General features: G+C 63.4%; 13 protein-coding genes. 2 read left to right on the forward strand and 11 right to left on the reverse strand.

The features are described from left to right. Positions 1-81: 81 nt before the first annotated feature. The 3 genes from C8261_RS01475 to cysQ form a co-directional block, all read right to left on the reverse strand. Entirely contained in the window at positions 82-1,185 is a 1,104-nt protein-coding gene (locus C8261_RS01475) for a sugar phosphate nucleotidyltransferase (protein WP_219905104.1), read from the reverse strand. Between the two features lie 88 nt (positions 1,186-1,273). Next, entirely contained in the window at positions 1,274-2,971 is a 1,698-nt protein-coding gene (locus C8261_RS01480) for an SLC13 family permease (protein ID WP_235864795.1), read from the reverse strand. 158 nt (positions 2,972-3,129) lie between these two features. After that, positions 3,130-3,909 carry a 3'(2'),5'-bisphosphate nucleotidase CysQ gene (gene cysQ / locus C8261_RS01485; RefSeq protein ID WP_107491875.1) on the reverse strand — a complete coding sequence of 260 codons (780 nt, stop codon included), beginning with the start codon at positions 3,907-3,909 and terminating at the stop codon, positions 3,130-3,132. 935 nt (positions 3,910-4,844) lie between these two features. On the opposite strand from cysQ, the gene cysD reads away from it, so the two are divergent. Together cysD and cysN are read left to right on the forward strand one after the other, a co-directional pair. Next, positions 4,845-5,819, forward strand: a complete 975-nt coding sequence (cysD, locus tag C8261_RS17430) for a sulfate adenylyltransferase subunit CysD (RefSeq protein ID WP_268987166.1) — start codon at positions 4,845-4,847, stop codon at positions 5,817-5,819. A gap of 69 nt (positions 5,820-5,888) precedes the next feature. Then, a complete protein-coding gene (cysN, locus tag C8261_RS01495) occupies positions 5,889-7,790 on the forward strand; it encodes a sulfate adenylyltransferase subunit CysN (protein ID WP_107491877.1) in 1,902 nt (633 codons plus the stop codon). A 99-nt stretch (positions 7,791-7,889) separates the two neighbouring features. Here cysN and C8261_RS01500 read toward each other — a convergent pair whose 3' ends face one another. The 8 genes from C8261_RS01500 to C8261_RS01535 all read right to left on the reverse strand — a co-directional run bounded on the left by C8261_RS01500 (position 7,890) and on the right by C8261_RS01535 (position 18,958). Then, positions 7,890-8,996: a DUF1972 domain-containing protein gene (locus tag C8261_RS01500; protein WP_408003203.1), complete on the reverse strand. Its 1,107-nt coding sequence runs from the start codon at positions 8,994-8,996 to the stop codon at positions 7,890-7,892. A gap of 104 nt (positions 8,997-9,100) precedes the next feature. Further along, entirely contained in the window at positions 9,101-10,324 is a 1,224-nt protein-coding gene (locus C8261_RS01505; protein WP_107491879.1) for a glycosyltransferase, read from the reverse strand. 113 nt (positions 10,325-10,437) lie between these two features. Then, on the reverse strand, positions 10,438-11,805 hold the full coding sequence (locus C8261_RS01510) for a hypothetical protein (RefSeq protein ID WP_181358798.1): 1,368 nt from the start codon (positions 11,803-11,805) through the stop codon (positions 10,438-10,440). A 280-nt stretch (positions 11,806-12,085) separates the two neighbouring features. Then, positions 12,086-13,081 carry a glycosyltransferase gene (locus tag C8261_RS01515; protein ID WP_107491881.1) on the reverse strand — a complete coding sequence of 332 codons (996 nt, stop codon included), beginning with the start codon at positions 13,079-13,081 and terminating at the stop codon, positions 12,086-12,088. Beyond that, positions 13,078-14,319 carry a polysaccharide pyruvyl transferase family protein gene (locus C8261_RS01520; protein ID WP_146161625.1) on the reverse strand — a complete coding sequence of 414 codons (1,242 nt, stop codon included), beginning with the start codon at positions 14,317-14,319 and terminating at the stop codon, positions 13,078-13,080. Before C8261_RS01520 ends, C8261_RS01515 begins: the two co-directional genes overlap by 4 nt. Positions 14,320-14,385: 66 nt before the next feature. Further along, the gene (locus C8261_RS01525; RefSeq protein ID WP_181358799.1) at positions 14,386-15,723 is read right to left on the reverse strand and encodes a Coenzyme F420 hydrogenase/dehydrogenase, beta subunit C-terminal domain; all 1,338 of its coding nucleotides are present in this window, start codon (positions 15,721-15,723) and stop codon (positions 14,386-14,388) included. A 101-nt stretch (positions 15,724-15,824) separates the two neighbouring features. Then, positions 15,825-17,357, reverse strand: a complete 1,533-nt coding sequence (locus tag C8261_RS01530; protein WP_107491884.1) for a lipopolysaccharide biosynthesis protein — start codon at positions 17,355-17,357, stop codon at positions 15,825-15,827. Then, positions 17,354-18,958 carry a hypothetical protein gene (locus C8261_RS01535; RefSeq protein WP_107491885.1) on the reverse strand — a complete coding sequence of 535 codons (1,605 nt, stop codon included), beginning with the start codon at positions 18,956-18,958 and terminating at the stop codon, positions 17,354-17,356. Before C8261_RS01535 ends, C8261_RS01530 begins: the two co-directional genes overlap by 4 nt. Positions 18,959-18,993: the final 35 nt, after the last annotated feature.

The following is an 18,993-nucleotide window of genomic DNA, read 5'->3' on the forward strand; positions in this document are numbered from 1 at the left end:
GCCCGAACGGATTTGATCAGTGCTTCCCCCAGGCCGCCATTGTCAGGCCTTTGTATGGCCTGCCGCCAGCCCTGCGGGTGTTCAACCGCGCGCATCCCCCCAGCGCAGACTGGTCGTGTCATCACCCACATACACCGCCTGACCGCTGCGATCGACACAATAGTTGAAGGACAGGATCTTCTCCGACACCGTCTGCCCCTCGCCCACCCGCGTGTAGTCGAACAGCACGCTGCGCTCGATGCGCGAGGCCGCGCGCAGGTGGCAACCACGGCCAATCCAGGTCGGCCCGATCACCGACACCCCGGGGTCGATGCGCACGTTCGAGCCGATGTAGCACGGCCCGACGATCTGCACGCTGTCCCAGGCGATCGAGGTGTTGAGCCCCACCCACACCCCCGGGCGGATCTCCCGTCCGGGCATCTCCATCTGCGCCACCTCGCCGCGCAGCACACGCTGCAGCACTTCCCAGTAGTCGGTAAGGCGGCCGATGTCGATCCAGTTGAAGAAGCGCGACTGCGCATAGAAGGGCAGATCCTTCTCCACCAGCATCGGGAACAGCTCGCTGCCGATGTCAAACTCGCGCCCCGGAGGAATCAGCTCAATCACCTCCGGCTCGAAAATGTAGATGCCCGTGCTCGCCAGCGTGGACAGCGCCGCCTCGGGCGCCGGCTTCTCCTGGAAGGCACGCACCCGCCCGTCCTCGTCGGCGACCACCACGCCATAGTTGCCGACCTGCTCGCGCGGCACGTCCAGCGTCACCACGCTGGCCAGCGCACCCTTGTGGCGGTGTTCATCGAGCGCCGCGCGGATGTCCAGGTCGACGATGGCGTCGCCACACATCACCAGCGTGGTGTCGTCGAAGAAACCACCGAAATCCTGGATCTTGCGCATCCCGCCGGCCGAACCCAGCGCCTTCGGCACGATCTCGCCGTAGTCACGGCGCCCCTCGTAGGAATACCCGATCTCCACCCCCCAGCGATGCCCGTCGCCAAAGTAGTTCTCGATCTTGTAGTGGTTGAACGCCACATTGACCATGATCTCGCGCACCCCGTAACGCGCCAGATGCTCGATCAGGTACTCCATCACTGGCTTGTTGAGGATGGGCACCATGGGTTTGGGCAGGTTCTTGGTCAACGGGCGCACCCGCGTGCCCTGCCCCGCGGCGAGGATCATTCCTTTTGCCAAAGCCAGCTCCTTATGCTCAAAGCGTGAAGAGGCGCATTCTAAACGAGTAAGAGCAGTTTTTTATTGCAACGCACCAACATCCTTCTCGCTAATTGAACGGAAAGAAGAACGGCACTGTGACAAGGGCAATAAGGGAATAGGTGAGACTGACCGGCGCCCCCACCCTGACGAAGTCCAGCACCTTGTAGCGCCCGGGCGAAAAGACCATCAGATGCGTCTGATAGCCGAAGGGAATCATGAAGCACGCGCTGGCACCGTAGCAGACGATGAGGATGAAGGGCGTCGGATCTACCCCGAATGCGCGCGCGGCGGCCAGCCCAATGGGAAAGGCCAACGCGGCAGCCGCATTGTTGGTGACGATTTCGCTCAGCAGCAAGGTGAGCAGATAGACGCCGACGAAAGCCCCCCAGACACCGTAGCCGGAAAACACGAACTGGATCGCATCGGCCACCAGCTGCGCCGCCCCGGAGGACTCCAGCACCCGCGCCACGGTAAGCGCCGAACCGATGATCAGCACCAGCTCGAACGGAAAACGCCGCCTGACCTCACCAAACGTCAGCACGCCGGAGAGCAGGAGCCCGCCGGCAAACAGCAACAGACCCGAGAACAACGGCAGCCACCCCAGCGTCGCAAACAGCACCACGGCGGCAAAACCCGACAGTGTCACCCTGCTCTGCAAAGCAGTCAGCCGCGGGCGGATCGGCGCGCCGCTCACCAGCACGAAGTTGCGGTCAAGGTTGCGATGCTGGGCAAAATCGTTGCCCACTGCCAGCAGCAGGCAGTCTCCGGCACGAATCTGCACCCGCCCCAGTTGCCCGCCAATCTGCTGCTCGCCACGGCGGATGCCCACCACCCCGGCGTCGAACATGGTGCGGAAGTCGACCTGCCGCAGGGTCTTGTTGATCAGCTCGGATTCACCGACCACCACCACTTCGACGAGGTTGGAGCGCAACAGGCTTTCCGCGCCATTGCCGAAGAACTGCAGACCGGCAAACTGGCGCAAGGACGACACCTTGTCCACCTCGCCGGTGAAGATCAGCAGATCGCCCTCCTCCAGCATTTCATCCGGCCCGACCGGAGAGATCAGATGTCCCTGGCGCTCTATCTGCAGCAGGAACAAGCCCTCCAGCCCCCGCATGCGGTTCTCCTCGATGGTCTTCCCGGCCAGCGGCGACCCCTCCATGACCCGCGCCTCCAGGACGTAGCGCTGGATCGCCTCCCGCACATCGACGTCGTGGGCAGGCAACAAGCGGCTCGACAGTGCCAGCACGACGATGCAGCCCAGCGCAATCGGCACGCCCGCCCAGGCCAGATCGAACATCTGGATCGGCGGCAGACCCGCCTCGACCACAAAGGAATTGACCACCAGATTGGTCGACGTACCGACCAGCGTCGTCACCCCGCCCAGCACCGAAGCGTACGACAGCGGAATCAGCAGGCGTGACGGAGAAATGAACTTCTGTCGTGCAACCACCCCCAGCAAGGCCCCAACCACCGCCGTGTTGTTGAGGAAGGCCGACAGCATCGCCGTAAGGCCCGAGAGCCTCAGCACGGCAAAGCCCGGGCGCCCCTTCAGCAAGGTGGCGGACAGGCGGTCCAGCAAGGGAGAGCGCTCCAAGGCCAGCGACACCAGCAGCAACAGCACCAGCGTTGCCAGCGCAGAGTTCGTATAGCTGCCGAGCAAGGCACGCTGATCGACCAACCCGAGCAGATGGAAGCCGACCGCCCAGCTCACAAACAGCGGTGCAGGTGCAACCCGGCCGCTGATGAGCAGCACCAGCAGCACACCAATGGACAACAGCACAAGCGTCGCAGTCATTTACGGCTTCCCGTCAGCAAAGAGCACAAGAACACCGCCCGCAAGCCTCGCGACGCCCCATCGCAGGCACCGTCCACATGCCGGAGCACTGCGCAAGACCCCAAGCGCGGGGGGATGTTGCCCACTCACTCGCCCAGCCCCCAGGCGGCAAAGTGCGGATTGTCGAAGCCAGGCTTGCCATAGCGCAGCGGGCTGCCGTCGTCGACGCGCACCACCCGGCCACCCGCAGCACTCAGCACAGCGTGGCCGGCAGCGATATCCCACTCCATGGTGCGCCCCAGGCGCGGATACACATCGGCCTCGCCAGCGGCCACCAGGCACAGCTTCAGGGAAGACCCCGCGCTCTTCAGTTCCGCCACCCGGCGTCCGGCCAGAAAGGCCTCCAGCGCCGCCGCGTCGCCATGAGAGCGACTGGCCACCACCGACAGCCCCGCCGCCGGTACCGCGCGGCAACCGATCGGACGCCGGCCATCGGCATCCTCGACAAAGGCGCCACGCCCCGCCACACCGGCAAACAGACGGCCCAGCGCCGGCGCATACACCACCCCCAATACCGGCTCGCCACGCTCGATCAACGCAATGTTGACGGTGAACTCGCCATTGCGGCCGATGAACTCCTTGGTACCGTCCAACGGATCAACCAGCCAGAAACGATCGCCCACAACCGGCACCCGCCCGGCTGCCACCTCTTCCTCGGCGACCACCGGCGCCTGTACCGCGAGCCCCCGCAAGCCGGCAAGGATCACCGCCTCAGCCTTCTCGTCGGCCTCGGTAACCGGCGACGCATCGTCCTTTCCGCGCACCGCAAAGTCGGTGGCATACACCTGCATGATCACCGCACCCGCATCCCGCGCAACCGCCATGCACGACGCCAGCAAAGCGTCATCGAAGCCCGTCGTCGTCATATCCAGTCTCTCCAGAACACACATCGCAAAAAATGATGTGGTATTGTACTCGCACGTTTTAGTCCTGAATCCAGGACTCGATATGTTTTACCTTTATCAGCCGATATGGATTAGTCAAAATGGCGCACGGAGCCCGCCATCTCAGCCCTGAAGCCCTCAACGAGCGCCGCAAGCTCGCAGTGCGCTTGCGTCTCAGTGGACAGACCCTGGCCGAGGTTGCACGCCTTGCCGATCTAAGCGTACCCACCGTCCTCGCCGCCATGCGTGCCTTCGAGAACGGCGGCTGGGATGCCATCGCCGTTCGTCAACGCGGGCGTGACGAAGGCAGCGGCAAGCTGCTCAGCCCGCAGCGCGAACACCAGTTGCTGCAAAGCCTGGCGAAAAGCGCCGGAGTCTGGACGGAGAGCAGCACCGGCGAGCTGATCCGCACGCACTTTGGCATTGAGGCCGCGGCACGCACCGTCAGCCGTCTGCTCACCCGCTGGGGCATCAAGAGCAGCGCGGCGCGCCCCGAAGAGAGCGTCAGCGCGCCCGCCACCCTGCGGCTGCATGCCCGCGCACACGAAATCGTCTGGCAAGGCGGCCCGCCACACGCAGCAGGCGGCGAAACCCTGCGTTTCCTGATCATGCGCGACAGTCGCAACCGCCTGACGTTCACCGCGCTCGACCTGCAGCAACCCCTGCACGCCCTCGCCAGACTGACCGATCACTACCGCACCCAGGCCGGCGAGCGCCCCGCCGACATTCACCTCAGCGGCTTCGACCTCACCCGCATCGCTCCTGCAGCCCTCCCGGCCGGCGTCACACTGCACAGCACACCGCTGCCATCAACGCGCACGCTGCTGCCCCCCCTGCCCGCCGCCGCCCCTGCCGACCAACCCTCCTCGCACACGCAGGCCCCGCAAGGGCGCCCCGGGGCGCCCGACGCCGATGGCATGCACAAGGCCGCGGCCGTCACCAAACCCACGTCATCCACGAGCATTGCAAGGCAAGCCCTCATGAAATCAGCGCAAACCCTCACCCACCTGCAGCGCCTCGAGGCAGAGAGCATCCACATCATGCGCGAGGTCGTCGCCGAAGCCGACAACCCCGTCATGCTGTACTCCATCGGCAAGGACAGCGCGGTGATGCTCCATCTCGCACGCAAGGCCTTTCACCCCGCGGTACCGCCCTTCCCCCTGCTACATGTCGATACGCGCTGGAAATTCCGTGACATGTACGCCTTCCGCGACCGCATGGCGCAGGAAACCGGCATGGATCTGCTGGTGCACATCAACCCCGAGGGCATCGAGAAGAACATCAACCCCTTCACCCACGGCTCGGCCATCCACACCGACATCATGAAGACCGAAGGGCTCAAGCAGGCACTCGACCAGTACGGCTTCGATGCCGCCTTCGGAGGCGCACGCCGCGACGAGGAAAAATCCCGCGCCAAGGAACGCGTCTTCTCCTTCCGCTCCGCGCAGCACCGCTGGGACCCGAAGAACCAGCGCCCGGAGTTGTGGAAGCTCTACAACGCCCGCAAGCACAAGGGCGAGTCGATCCGCGTGTTCCCGCTGTCCAACTGGACAGAGCTGGACATCTGGCAATACATCTACCTGGAGAACATCCCCATCGTGCCGCTCTACCTCTCCGCGGTGCGCCCGGTGGTCGAGCGCGACGGCACGCTGATCATGGTCGACGACGAACGCATGCCGCTGAAGCCCGGTGAAGTGCCGATGATGAAGAAAGTGCGCTTCCGCACCCTTGGCTGCTACCCCCTCACCGGCGCCATCGAATCCACGGCCGACACCCTGCCGGCCATCATCCAGGAGATGCTGCTGACCCGCACCTCCGAACGCCAGGGCCGCGTCATCGACCACGATTCCGCCGCATCGATGGAAAAGAAAAAGCAGGAGGGGTACTTCTGAGGTGCCCCAGGCAACTCGGCAGGAACCCATACCCCCACCCCTCCCACCTCCAGTTTCGAGCCAGAGAAAATGCACACCTCCGACCTGATCGCCACCGACATCGAACAGTACCTGCGCCAGCACGAACACAAGAGCCTGCTGCGCTTCATCACCTGCGGCAGCGTCGATGACGGCAAGAGCACGCTCATCGGCCGCCTGCTCTACGAATCCAAGATGCTCTTCGAAGACCAGCTCGCCGCCGTCGAGGCGGATTCGAAGAAATACGGCACCCAGGGCGACAACATCGACTTCGCCCTGCTCGTAGACGGACTCGCCGCCGAACGCGAGCAAGGCATCACCATCGACGTCGCCTACCGCTTCTTCTCCACCGACAAGCGCAAGTTCATCGTTGCCGACACGCCCGGGCACGAGCAATACACCCGCAACATGGTCACCGGCGCCTCCACTGCCGACGTCGCCGTGCTCATGGTCGACGCGCGCAAGGGCATCCTCACCCAGACCCGCCGTCACAGCTACCTCGTCTCGCTGATCGGCATCCGCCACATCGTCGTTGCCATCAACAAGATGGATCTCGTCGATTACGCCGAGAAGACCTTCCGCCGCATTGTCGAGGACTACCGCGAATTCGCCGCGCGCATCGGCATCACCGACATCACCTTCATCCCCATGTCGGCGTTCAAGGGCGACAACATCACCGCCCCCAGCGACAACATGCCCTGGTACCACGGCACCACCCTGATGGGCTACCTCGAAACCGTCGAAGTGGACGAAACCCGCCAGCAGCAACTGCCCTTCCGCATGCCCGTGCAGTGGGTCAACCGCCCCAACCTCGACTTCCGCGGCTTCGCCGGCACCATTGCCAGCGGCATCGTCCAGCCCGGCGACCGCATCCGCGTGCAACCCTCGGGCAAGGAAAGCACCGTCGCCCGCATCGTCACCTACGACGGCGACCTCCCGCGCGCCGTTGCCGGCCAGTCGGTCACCCTCGCCCTCAGTGACGAAATCGACATCTCGCGCGGCGACGTCATCTCCACCGCCGCAGCCCCGGCCGGCTCCGCCGACCAGTTCGAAACCACCGTAGTGTGGATGCACGAGGAACCGCTGCTCCCCGGCCGCCCCTATCTGCTCAAGATCGGCACCAAGACGGTCACCGCCACCGTCACCGACATCAAGTACCAGGTCAACGTCAACACTCTGGAACACATCGCCGCGAAGAAACTGGAGCTCAACGCCATCGGCGTGTGCAACATCTCGCTCGACCGCCAGATCGCCTTCGACCCCTACGCTGACAACAAGGACACCGGCGGCTACATCCTCATCGACCGCCTCAGCAACAACACCGTTGGCGCCGGCCTGCTGCACTTCGCCCTGCGCCGCGCCCACAACATCCACATGCAGCATGTGGATGTGGATAAAGCCGCGCGCAGCGCCATGAAAGGCCAGAAAGCCTGCGTACTGTGGTTCACCGGCCTCTCCGGCGCGGGCAAATCGACCATTGCCAACCTGGTGGAGAAGAAGCTGCACGCCGCCGGCCGCCACACCTACCTGCTCGACGGCGACAACGTCCGTCACGGCCTCAACAAGGATCTCGGCTTCACCGATGCCGACCGCGTCGAAAACATCCGCCGCGTTGCCGAAGTTGCCCGCCTGATGACCGACGCCGGCCTCATCGTCATCACCGCCTTCATCTCCCCCTTCCGCTCCGAACGCCGCATGGCCCGCGGACTGGTCGCCGAAGGCGAATTCCTCGAAATCTTCGTCGACACCCCGCTCGAAATTGCCGAAGAACGCGACCCCAAGGGGCTCTACAAGAAAGCGCGCAAGGGCGAACTGAAGAACTTCACCGGCATCGACTCGCCCTACGAAGCCCCCGAAGCCCCCGAAGTACGGCTCGACACCACACGGCTCACGCTCGAAGGCGCTGCGGAGGTGGTGATTGACGCATTGCGGGAAAGGGGCGTAATCGCCTGAAACGGCTGCCAACCTGCCGGGCGCCGCCAGCACCCGGCAGGTCATGTGTTCCGTTGACGGCTTCGCCTTCCGGATGCCCTCAACAATCCAGAATCCGCCTTATCTCAGCAGCAGATCCTCATACGCTCCGAGGATCTTCTCCCAGGTAAAGTTATCGGCGTGGCGCCTCCGACTGAACTGCCGCATTTCTTGAAGACGGGCCTCATCGTTCAGCAATACGTCGAACGCGGCGGCGGCACCGTCGGCGCCATCAAAGTAGGCTGCCTGCTCCCCCGCCACCCAGCGGTTGAAGCGGTTTTCATGCGCAAGCACCGCATTGCCCGCACCCAACGCCTCGACAAGAGACGGGTTCGTCCCTCCCACCTGATGCCCGTGCACATACAGCGCCGAATGAAAGCGCAGTGCTGCCACCACACGCTTGTCGTAGATCGCCCCGACGAAGCTCACCTCCTCACCTGCGGCGGCCAGCACCCGGCTCTGATAGGCATGCGCAGGGTCATACTTGCCGAGCACTACCAAACGCATGCCACGCGCCCGCCGCGAGAATCCGTCTACGATCTCCAGCAGTGAATTCTCCGGTTCGGCACGCGCAATCACCGTCACGAAACGGCCTGGCTCCAGGCCCAGTGCGCGCACGGGCGCCTCATCTGCTGACTCCACTGCATCGGCGCCATACGGAATCACGGTGATCTTGCCTTCCCGCACCCGGCTCGAAAGATGCACCTTGATCTGCGGATGATCCGCGACAAGGTGGTTGCCGAGCCAGCACCCCGCCCAGTCGTTGAGCCAGAACCAGGTCTTGGCCACCGGCCCCCACTTGGCCCGCTTCCACTCGATGCCATCCATATTGATGACGTTGTGCAGGCCGGCAAGGCGCAGGCGGGCGCAGAACACCGCGGTGTTGTAGCCCAGAGTCAGGATGGTGCCCCTGCGTTCGCGCGCCGCCAGCGCAGTGGCCTTCCAGTCGAACACCACCGTGCTGGCCGGGCCGTCACCGCGCACCGGCACGTGCACCCTGCGAATGCCCTCCCAGGCATCCTCATGAACGGCACCCTCGCCCTCCTCCTGGCAATACACCGTAACCTGCCAGCCCCGCCCCCGCAGGTAAAGCGCGAGATGTTCGGCGAAGGTCTCGAAGCCGCCGTGCGCAGCCGGAACTCCCCGGATCCCCAGAATCGAAACGACCTTATCCCTCAATTCGCCCACTCCAGCGTGCCGTCTTCATCAAGAACATTCCAAAAACATGCGCAAGACATCTACTACCCTGCTGCGCAAGTAGTCGCATCGAAATTAGCTACAGACAATTCACATCAACGCGCCGCACCTACCAGACTGCCATACAGCGCAAGCATTTCATCCCGGTAACGATCACGCGTGAAATCGCGCTCAACCAGTTCCCTGGCCGCACGCCCCATTTCTGCCAGGCGTCCGCCGGGTGCCCGCCCGACCTCCTCCAGCTCTGCGGCCAGCCCCTCCACATCGCCACTTTCGAAAAGCCAGCCAGTCTCGTCCGCGACGATCATCTCCGGGATGCCGCCAATGCGCGCACCGATCACCGGCTTACCACAGGCATAGGCCTCCAGCACGCTCATCGGCGCGTTCTCGTACCACTCCGAAGGCAGCACCACCGCCCGCGCCCCGCGCACCAGTTCCCACAACTCGTCGCCACTGCGAAAACCCATGAACTCGACGCGGGTGCCAGCTGCCTCGGCCTGCAGTTCCGCCTCCAGCGGTCCGGTACCCACGACCTTCACACTCGCGCCCGCCTTCACCGCCGCACGGATTAGTGTGCGCACACCCTTCTCCACCGCCAGCCGGCCAAAGTAGAGGAAGTAGTCCCCGGCATCAAAAGCCGCCCGATGCACCTGCGCATCCACGTAGTTGGGGATGTAGCTCAGCATCTCCCGCGGCCATCCCCACTCCATCAGCTTGTCCATGTAGAAGCGGCTTGGGGCGACCACCCGTGCGAGGTTGTTGCGGTACACGCCCAACACCTTGTGAACCGCCGATTCCACGCCCACCAGCGCGCTGGTCGCCAGGCCACCGCGCAAGCAGCGGTTGCGCACCACGTTCCAGACCCTGCCACCCTTGCACTGCTCGCAGATCCCACCGGCGTTGAGCATCTTGTACGCCGGGCAGGCAATCTTCAGATCGTGAGCGGTCAGCACCACGGGAATGCCGCGCTTGCGCAGCACCGGCAACACCGACGGCGAGAGGTGGTGATAGATGCAGTGCACGTGCGCAACGTCGGCCGGAAAGCGCTCCAGCAATGCACGCAACTTGCGCTGCGCTTCCAGCGAGTAGATCACCTTGCCGGCCATACCGACTTTCTCGAGCAGGCCGTACTGGTTGCCGAACTCGATCTCGTCGACAAAGTAATCGCTCCACGGCGACGCAACGTTCCTGGGGTGGTGCATCGACATCTGTGCCGTATCCCAGCCCAGACCACGGAACATGGCGTCGTGCTCCATGTACACCACGTCGGAACCGCCGCGCCGGTAGTGGTAACTATTCAGTGATAAAAGACGCTGCATCGATCATCCGTTCCTGCAATATGAAAAGCCCGGCACACTGGTGCCGTTCTGTCGCAGTGCGCCTTTGGCGTGCTCCGAAAGGACAGCCTGGCCTGCCCCTGCCGGAATAGCGGTCATCTCTCCACCGCGTCGAAGGCATAGAACACCACCGCCTGCGCCGGCAGCGGCAAAGTCGCCCGCCCCCCTTCATCAAAGCGCACGCTGCCCTGCAGCGGCACCACACGCACCGCTCTGCGCGCCGACGCTGTATTGAACGCTTCGAGATGCATCGCAACCACGGCACGCGCACGGTACGCCACTTCCTGCCCGGCCAATTCCGGCACCTGCACCACTGCAGCCGCCGCCTGTGTGCCGCGATGCACCACTGCCAAACCCAGCCCGCCGTCATCACCTACTACGAAAGCTGCCCTTAACTGCCTCACTCCGCCGTGGGCTACCCGGCTCGTCAGCGTTCTGCTAACACGGCCCTGAGCAAGGGGATAAAGCACCGACTGCGCCAGCAGGGTCGCACTGGGGAAGAGATCGTCGGCATGCTCGCCGCGATGGAACATCGGCCAGGGGCCATTGGGGGAGCCCAATGAATGCAGGAGCACTCCATGGACCTCTGGAATCTGCGAGGCTCCAATGATGAACTCGGCTACCGACAGCGCCGCCCCCATGTTGTAGGTGTTCGGCCACAATTCTCGCCAGCCGTCATCCCCAACACTCCCTCCGGGCCAGCGACCGTGCTCCGTTACCCACACCACAGGAGGCCTTCCGGTGAGTGCGCGCAACTGCTCGACACGCTCGCACAGCGTGCGTAGAGCTCGCTCCACCGGAGGTCCGCCTGGCGGGCCGTCGTAATAGAAGTGCAAGGCAAAATCAACATCGGCATTGCCAATCGCTTCAACCAAACCACGGTTGAACTCCTCAGCCACCAGATGCACCCTGGTAAACCCCAGCGCAGCCACAACCGGTCGAATGCCAGGGAAGTCACGCTCCAGGCGACGCAGGGTCGGCAACAAACGCCGGCCATACGCTTCGCCATTGAGCCCATGCCTTGGCATGTAGGGCTCATTGCCGAGTTCGACATGCGTGACCGCCTGCCTGGCGAGCAAGGACCTCAACCCCCGCGCATTACGTTCGGCCAGCACATCCGCCGGGGCTTTTCCATCGGCGTCAATCACATTGAGCACCAGCCACGCCCGCGCGCCGATCTGGCCGACAAAGTCGCCATATTCGTGCAAGCCGAAGCTCAATGGCTGCACCGGCGCCCAGTCCGCCAGCCGCAAAGGCTTGCGTGCGACGCCTACGGTGTCGATCACGTCGATGCGGTCGGCAATGCTGCCACCGGGATAGCGCAGCGACACCCCCGGCAGGGCAGCAAGCGCCTCCGTCAGCGGTTGTGAAACGGATCTGGCTTGGGGCGCATAATGCGCTCCGCCAAAAGAAAACGATTCAAGGTTGAAACCAATGGAAAAACCCGGGCGGGTTTCATCCACCTGAGCCATTCTTCGGATCGTCACGCGACCCCGATCATTAATCCCTGCTTCATCCACCTCCGGCGCACCATTGCTGCAGACGCCCGGGTAGGCTGGCGCCGAAAAGGCTCCGTATAAGCAAGTAAACACCAACAAGCGAAACGCGCTACGAAACCGAGCATGGCATGAACCAAGGCACGCACTTTCCACCCCACTCATAGCCGATGCCCGAGCGGTCATGCGCCACCTCGCCAAGAGCGAAGCAATCCGGAAAACCAGAGCAAAAACATGTGCAGGCTTCTCACTGTAAAACGAGGTAACCGAACTTTCCGCCTGGATGGCCGCGCCCCTTTGAAAAAAATCCTGCAACCAGGCCTGCTGCATAAACGTTCCAGAACGCAGTCACGTAGATTCCATCCAGCAGCGAGCGACGCTTAACTGCAGCCAAGGCGGGCAGCAGCAAAAACAGGGCCAACGGCAGCAACCAACCGATCACACCTGCGGCAGCCAAACCTGAAAGAGCGCCAATCGCGCACCACCAACCGTAGGTCAGGACAGACTGCCTGTACATTCTGACCTCCCTCAGCACCCTCCACAGATAGCTCTTGCCAACCGCTTCGCGAACCAGCTCGCCGGTTCCAAAGGCATATCGAGACCGCCAGCGCCGCCATAGCAACTTGAAGCTGTCATCGGTGTGGCCATAGTGGCGCACCGCCGCCTTGTCCAGACGCAACAGGCGAAAGCCTGCTGCGCGTACCCGCACTCCGAGCTCATATTCCTCGAAGGCATGGAGATTGCGATTGGTCAGATACCCCAGCGCATCAATCACACATTTCCGGTAAATCCCCCCCCCATCCAAGCGATCAACCTCTCCCGCGCGCATGTAAGGCGGTTGCTGCGCGGCCCGCCCACGAAATTCGGCGTTGTCGACGTTCATCTCCTTCACCAGACCGCCCACACCACCAACTTTGGGGTCATCATCCATAACGCGTGTCGCAGCCAGCAGAAACCCGCTGTCCAATTCCATGTCGGCGTCGAGTATGTACAGATACTCTCCCTGCGCAATCCGGTAACCGATCTCCGCACCGACGCCGCAGCAGCGATCAGCCGGGTCGGTGAGCTGAACGATACGCACTGGGTACTGCCGGGCGAGTTCAACGGTACGATCCGTTGACAACGAATCGGCCAGAATGACCTCCCCCGAACCGACCTCGGCGATTGCCGCCAGGGCCGACTCAATGGCCCGGGCGATGTTGCGCTCCTCATTCAGGGCCTTGATGATGACGCTGACCTTCATTGGCGAGAGTTCCGCGCAACGCGCAGCAATGCATCTACCGAGCCCATCGCGCGTGAACGCCACTCGGGCAGGCGCTCGGCCAGCAACGCGCGCATATCCGCCTCCTCGTTCTGCAGGTAGACCAGCGACTCGTCGAGCGTCTCAGCGGTAACCCGTGGGGTTTCCAGGACGTACCGGAGGTGGCCGAACAGGTCCTTGTTGATGCCCTTGGCTTTGGTGCTGTACGCAATCGATACCGTCGGCACACCCTGCGAGAGCGCGGCAATGGTTGAATGGGTCCGTGCGCCAATAAAGTAGCGGCACAAGCCGATGAGATACTTCAGTTGCGCAGCATTGAGGTCGGGCGGGGCCAGCACAATGCGTTCACGACAGTCGTCGAGGTGCCGCAGCAGCCCCTGCATGTAGTGCCAGTCGGAATTGTTGTCACCACCATCAAGGGGCCCGACGTGCGGAATCAACACAACACCAAACTCGCTAGCCTGTGTCACCTTGCGCAGAAAAGCGACGATCTCCCTGTCCATTGCTTCCGCACTGGCTTTGCCACCACGAAACAGGCGAATCAACGGGCTGACATTAAAACCCAACAGCGGCCGGCTGCCGCCAAAGTCGAGTGCCGAGGTGTCGAATGTCTCAACCCCAAGGTGAAAGGCAGGGTCGGCGACAAGCTCGGCATGCTCGACACCGATGCTGCGCAGGTATTCCAGCGAGACCGTCTCACGCACGGTGATCGCTGCATACCTGCGCAGGTGTGCGGCCATAACCCGCTCCACCTCAGGCCGGGCACTGAACGGCCCCACCGAGGCAGCCCAGAGAACGGCAGGCACACCCGACTCCATCGCTGCCTCATTGAGCCTGCACCACTGGTAAAGCGACATCACGCCATAGTCCAGCGTGAGGATGTCGCCACCGGTCATGATCAGAGCCGCTGACTGTTCGAACGCCGCCCGCGTACCTGCGTCCGCGGCAAAGCGCGGGAAGCCCATGCGCGCCAGCGGCAGCAGCCGGTTTGCCCGCGCCCACCAGCGCAGGGCCGTGGCAGGAAACACCGGGCTGGACGTGAAACGGACTCCCTGCCCGGCGGCCTGCGGCCACTGCCGCGCTTCGGCGGCGGGATTGTCAAGCGGGCACATCAGCTGCACATCGCCAAGACGCTCCTGCAGCATGGCAGCGGTACCGCGCACCAGCGCTTCACATCCTCTGTTGCCAAAGGTGGTCTGACCAGAAAGATAGAACTGCACGCTTACTCCTTGAACTGATTGATCCTTAGCCACTCGCCTCACCGCATCCGATTGCCGTCCGCTCGATCAGCGTCTGACAGCCTGTGAGCGCCGCAGGGCCTCGCGCACGAGCGGATCGCCGCGCAGCAGGCGGCGCAACCTGACTAGCACCCTGCGCCATAGTGGGCGCGAAAAATCACGGTAGTGCTCAGCAGCCGGGACGACAAGCTGGAAAAATGGCGCCAGCGTGCCTGCGCGCTTTGCTTCCAGCAGGGCGGCATGGCTGAGCTCTGCTACCCGCATGCGGGCGTCCTGGCGTTGCGCAAACGACTCGTCCGCAGCCTGCTCCAGCGTTACGACACGTTTGGTCGGCGCCCACTCTCCGCGCTCGCGGGCCCGCCAGAGCCTGTAGGCCAAGCCCTCGCGGCGGTGACTGAAGCCTGAAGCCTGACTGCGCACCGCGTCGTCCGGCGTCAGCTCCTCAAGATGAATGCTGCCGCGCGCAACTCCACCCGCAATGATCTCGGCAAGCTGGGGGTGCCGCACGATGAGGAGATTGGTGCCCCGTTCATCGCTGACGTACTGCGGCAGCCAGGCATCGCCGACAGTGACATCGGCCGTCTCGGCGACGACATCGTCGCAGTAGTCACAGGCCTTGAGCTTGAACAGCCCCATTCCCCAGTCATGGCCATACAGCTGCTGCATGGTCTGTATCCGCTCAACCGGCATGCCATCGACGACCCCAAGCGCTTTGGCGCCATAGTGGTTGGCTGCCTGTCCAGGGACCTTCACCCTGAAGTCGAAGCCCGTGAGCGACTGCGGCGGAACCCCCATCTGCCAGGCAAGAAACTCGGCAAAGCCACGGCTCTTGAGGTGACCGCAGACCAACCCGATGCAGAAGGCAACCCGGGAGCCGATGGTTTCGTCCTCGGCCGCCAGCAGCCGCAGCGCCTTGATGAAGCACGGCACCCCGGTGAAGGCGTAACGCCCCGGCACCTCCCTGACGCGGGTCAGAACATCGGCAAGAGTGACCGGGTAATAACGCGACTTGGCACCACTGCGAATCTCCTCGGCCGTGGTCGAGATGCGATATCCAAACAACGCCTCTCCGGCACCTGCGTCCAGCGCCGCGACATGCACCACGGCGTCGACATGGCCGCCGGCAAGCAATTGATCGAGCAGCCAGCTACCCATGCCACCGGAGCTTCCCCGCTGCCTGAACTGCCCCTCCACTACCTGCGCGGCGTATACACCCTGAATACGCCCAAGCATTGGATGCGCCTTGGCTTGAGGGAAGCGCACAGCGGCGATGGCATCCTCACTGATGGCCTCATCGCTGAACGGACATACCCGCGAAACCGCAGCCGCGTTGGCCGACACTCCCTCGATACGCGCGCTGTAGGCACCTTGTACCGTCAACTCCATCCTATGCGCGCTACCGGGCAGCGCTGCGCATGCCCCGCAGCCGACGCAGTAGCCACCATCTATCACCTCTTGCGTAGCGGGCATCTCTGAAGAAATCGGATTCACCAGACGAACACCTCGCGTTTGAGCAACCGGTTCAAGGTACCGCGCTCTTCCGGCGTAAAGGGCTTGATGAAGAACGCAAAAACCAGGAAGGAGCCGGCAACGCTCAGCGCAGTTACGCCGAGTGCCAGTGGGCCGTCGGGCGGTAACACACGCATCAATACCAGGCCGCAGAATGCGGCAAGAACGGCAGAAATCAGCATGCGCAGATAGGCACGGCCATCACTGACGAACGACAATCCCGACGCGGTCAAGGCGCGCCTGACGTAGAGCGCAAAGACCGCTTCGCTGACAACCAGGCCGACGCACAGACCGTACGCCCCCAGAGAGCCGCTCAACAACACCCCAAGGGCCAGGCCGATCAGCCCCAGGCTGGTGCCAACCAGCGGCGCCCTGGCATTCTCCATGGCCTGCGCAATCAGGCTGGATACCGCGCGCAAGGCCTGGGCCAGCAGAACCACCAGAAAGGCGAGCAGATAGGCCCCTGCTTCGGGGTAGCGCCCGCCGGTCAGCACCACGGCAGTCTCGACTCCGGCGACAGCCAGGAACGCAGCCACCGGCACCAGCGCAAAGGCATTGAGCTTGAAGACCAATGCCCCCATTGCCGGCAGACGCTGGCGGTAATCCTCGCGCTGGCGGGCTGCCACGAACAGTGGACGGACCATGCGGATGAGCAGGAACATCGGCAGATAGCGCTGCAGCATCGCGGCAAAAGCCGCAGCAAAGCCAAAAGCGGCAAACTGGCTCGCTGACAGGACGCGCGCACCCACGAGTTTCACCACATTGGGTCCGGAGAGGGTGTATAGCGACCCAGCCAGAAACGTTGGTGCCGCGTAATTGAAGAAACGCCGCAAAGGCAGGCGTTCATCCTCACCCGGTACACTGCGCCGGATGCGCAGGGCCGTCCGGGTGAGCAAGACCAGCGCCACCACGCAGGCAACAGCGGAGGCGGCCAGCTCGATGAAGATCCATGTCGCCAGTGCCAGCGTGGCATCCGCCGCTCCAAACAGCGCGATACCCAACCCCAGCCGCAAGCCCGTGCGCAAGACGATCGACAGTTGCGCGACACCCTGCATCATCAGGGAATCGAACACCTCGTCGAGAAACCGTGCCAGCCCTTCCACGACGATGACCAGCAGGAAAAGCCGGATGGCAGCCGTGTAGGCGTTGAGCCCGAGCGCGGCGGCCAGCCACGTCGCGAGGAAGTACAGCGCAACGCACACCGCGGCAAGCGTCAACAGGCGCGCCACACAGAGCACGGCGATGAGCCTCGCCAGTTGGCGGCCCTGCTGCCGGGCGCGCAATTCCGGCAGGTAACGCTGCGCGACCGCAATCAGGCCGAACGAGGAGAACATTGCGACCAGTTCGAGCGCAGCCTGGGAGGCCAAGTAGAAGCCATAGTCAGCAACATCGAGCGCGCGCACGAGCAGAAGCAGCAGGCCTACACCCATGAGGGCGCTGGCGCTCTTGCCGAAGGCGAAGTGGACCAGACTGCGACGCACCTGCCCTGCTGAATACGCCGAAGCAGTCATCGCGGAAGACGCTCCGCTGCGATACCCGGTTGGTCGTTGGCGCGCGAATGAAGTGCCTTATTCCGCCCTGCTGGTGTCTTGACGACAGCGCTCCCCCCTCTCCCCACAGCGCGGGATGCCGCGCTGGACTCACCCTCGGGCAACCGCAGCCGCTTACCCTGCCATGCGACGAATCCGAGCATCAGTGCGATCAGCAGAGAGACGGCCGGTAACTCCAGCGGATCGCGCCCATAGAACAGCATGACGGGCAACATCGCCAGACCAGCAACACTGGCTTGCAGCACCGCAGCCTCTTCCGCAGCCAGACCCGGAACACGCGACCAGCGCAGCGCCTTGATGGCGGCGACGACGCACAACCCAAAGTAGCAAAGGAAGCCGAACAACCCGATGTCCCACAGGATCTGCGTGGCTGCTGAACGATCAATCAGGAACGGATATCTGCGCGCGGCTTCACCCGCTCCGACAATGCTCGTTCCCCGGCTTGCTCCTGGCCCATGTCCGAGCAGCAAACGCGCGGGGTCGCTCCAGTCGTGCTCCATCCACCAGTGCTTGACGGCGGCCACACGCCCCATCTCTCCGCTGCGGAAATTGATCTGGTCCGGGTCAAGACTGTAGGAAAACGCCCGCTCAACGATTTCTGCGGGACTTGACGAGGACGGCCCGGAATTGCCGTAATGAACCGATTCATAGGCGACCAGCACTCCCAGCGCAAGAACAAGGGACGCCGGAACGCCAAGGATGGCAAGGAGGGGGCGTTTGAAGAGTTCAGGGGCAAACATCACCAGCGCAGCAACAGGCAACAGCACGGCAGCCACCTTCACCTCAGCAAGGCCGACACACAGCGCACCGGCGAGCAGTGCGACGGCAAGCCTGAGCGGGCCAATAAGCCCACGCCGGTAACCTGCAACCGCAAAGGCGATCGCCACACATACGAAGTAAGTCATTCCACCGGAGTACCCCCCGCCATCCGGATCACCGCCAAACCCACCGACTACGGCATCCCACTCCACCCCCCCGGTGGTTGCGCCGAAGCGCGTGCGCGAAGGCGCCACGACGAGGTATTGGTACAGCACCAGAGGTACCTGGAACAACAGCAACCAGAAAAAGGCCTGCCAGACACGGTACATCGCCCGCGTGCTCATCGACCCGGCAGCGACAATGAAGAACACCCCCCAGATCGCCACGAGATTCTTGCCGCCAGCCACGGCCTGCAACACCGGTGGCAAGTTGAGCAAGACGGACAGCAACACTGCCAGGAGGAACAACCACACCAGCGCACTCAGAGCGTCAACCCTGAGCGGCTGCGCTGAGTTGAACGAGAGGAGCAGCCACTTCACGAAGAGCAGCAGCCCAAAACCGAAGACGATCCAGACCGCCTGCCCCATGCCTGCAAAGTAGAACAACTGGCCAACCACGACAAACGCGGTAAACACCATCACACCCATGAGCATCGGCACAGGCAGGGCGAGCAGGCCGGCACCGAGCAGGGCTGCAGCCAGCAGCACGGCAAACTTCACCGAACCATATGCGGCGACCAGCCCCATGATCACTGCGGAGAGCAGGATCAAGCCCGCAACCAGCAAGACCTGCAAAACGCTCATTACCTGCCTGGAGCCCCCGGGCACGCCACTCGCAG

The organism is Pseudothauera lacus, from assembly GCF_003034845.1.
Lineage (GTDB): Bacteria > Pseudomonadota > Gammaproteobacteria > Burkholderiales > Rhodocyclaceae > Pseudothauera > Pseudothauera lacus.